Raw genomic sequence first — 1699 nt, 5'->3', positions numbered from 1 at the left:
ATCTTCTGCTGCATCTTGCCCGCACCCAGAAAGTCGATCTGGCGCGCATTTCGATCCTGGCGCTGGTCGAGCAATATCTGACCTTTGTCGAGACGGCGAGGGCGCTCAGGCTGGAGCTTGCCGCCGACTATCTGGTGATGGCGGCATGGCTGGCCTTCCTCAAGTCCAAGCTCCTGATCCCCAAGCAGCCAGGCGACGAGGGCGAAAGCGGCGAGGAACTGGCGGCGGTGCTGCAGTTCCGACTGAAGCGGCTGGAAGCCATGCGCGACGCCTCGGCGCGTCTGGTCAACCGCAACCGGCTCGGCCGCGACGTGTTCGCGCGCGGCATGCCGGAAATGGTCATCATCGAAAAGCGCAACGCCTATTCTGCCTCGCTCTACGATCTCTTGACCGCCTATGCCCAGCAGCGCCAGAAGCAGGCGATCAACAATGTGACCATCGCCAGGCGCGGTGTCTGGTCGCTCAAGGACGCGCGCGACATCCTGACCCGCCTTGTGGGAGCCGTGAGCGACTGGACGACGATGGAAAGTTTTCTGATCGCGTACATGACCAGTCCCGAGGAGCGGCGCACGGCGATCGCGAGCTCGTTCGCTGCCACGCTGGAACTGGTGCGCGAAGGCAAGATGGATGTGCGGCAGGATCAGACGTTCGCGCCGATCTACCTGCGCGGCCGAACGCAGACAATCAAGGCAGTCGAGGTGGCATCATGAGCGAACGCGCCAACGCTTCGGTTGTCCCGTTCAAGATCGGCGATGAACCCGACGAGGGCCCGCTTTCCCAGGATCCGGCCGAGCAGCAGCTACAAAACCCGGCCGAGCGACTGCATCTGGCCGAGGCTGTGCGCATGGCCGAGGCGATCGTGTTCGCCAGCGCCGAACCCGTCAGCGAAAAGCAGCTTGCGGCACGCCTGCCGGACGGCATCAACATCGCCCTGGCCATGGCCGAGCTGCAGCAGATCTATGCGCGGCGCGGCGTCAATCTGGTGCGTGTCGGCGATGCCTGGGCGTTCCGCACCGCCGGCGACCTGGCTTTCCTGATGAGCAGGGATACCGTCCAGCAAAGGAAGCTCTCCCGCGCGGCTCTCGAAGTGCTGGCGATCATTGCCTATCACCAGCCGGTGACGCGTGCCGAGATCGAGGACATCCGCGGTGTCGAAACCTCGAAAGGCACGCTCGACACGCTGCTGGAAACGGAATGGGTGCGCATGCGCGGCCGGCGAAAGACACCCGGACGCCCGGTCACCTACGGCACGACGGAGACCTTCCTCGATCATTTCGCGCTGGAAGAGATCCGCGATCTGCCCGGCATGGAGGAACTGAAGGGGGCCGGCCTGCTTTCGGGCCGCATGCCGTCGAATTTCTCCATTCCGCAGCCGCCGGCCGATCCCGATGCATTGACCGACGACGAGGATGCGCTCACCGATATCGATCTCGAGGAACTCGGCCTGCTGACGCCGCGCGTCACGGAAGATTGACTGGCATTGGCGGCCGATCTGTCGAGGATGCGCGGATTCGTAGCGGGGCCGCCGCGTCGAAAATGCGTGACATCCGCCACCCTTTCATAAACTCTGTCGCAGTTGTGTTTGAATCCCAACGCGAAAACGCATAGATCATCGCCAGGGAAAACATTCGAGAGAGATTTGCTATGGGTTCATTTTCGATTTGGCACTGGATGATCGTGCTGGTGATCGTGCTTTTGG

At 62.6% G+C, this 1699-nt stretch carries 3 protein-coding genes; 2 read left to right on the top strand and 1 reads right to left on the bottom strand.

The genetic code is table 11. The features are described from left to right. Both ENZ75_RS31010 and scpB read left to right on the top strand, forming a co-directional pair. A partial coding sequence (locus ENZ75_RS31010; protein ID WP_164888145.1) for a ScpA family protein occupies positions 1-710 on the top strand: 710 nt, incomplete at its 5' end. Then, positions 707-1474 (top strand): SMC-Scp complex subunit ScpB, encoded by a 768-nt coding sequence (scpB, locus tag ENZ75_RS31005; RefSeq protein ID WP_027160430.1) that lies wholly within the window; start codon positions 707-709, stop codon positions 1472-1474. The genes ENZ75_RS31010 and scpB, both read left to right, overlap by 4 nt. Here scpB and ENZ75_RS34795 read toward each other — a convergent pair. Further along, positions 1461-1699, bottom strand: a 239-nt coding sequence (locus ENZ75_RS34795; protein ID WP_206617141.1) for a hypothetical protein, incomplete at its 5' end; no start/stop codon positions are given. The genes scpB and ENZ75_RS34795 overlap by 14 nt on opposite strands.

Origin of the sequence: Mesorhizobium sp. M7A.F.Ca.CA.002.04.1.1 (genome assembly GCF_004022805.1) — a bacterium.
Lineage (GTDB): Bacteria > Pseudomonadota > Alphaproteobacteria > Rhizobiales > Rhizobiaceae > Mesorhizobium > Mesorhizobium ciceri.
The sequence above is the reverse complement of the archived record's forward strand: the minus strand, read 5'-3'. Positions and strand labels throughout refer to the sequence as shown.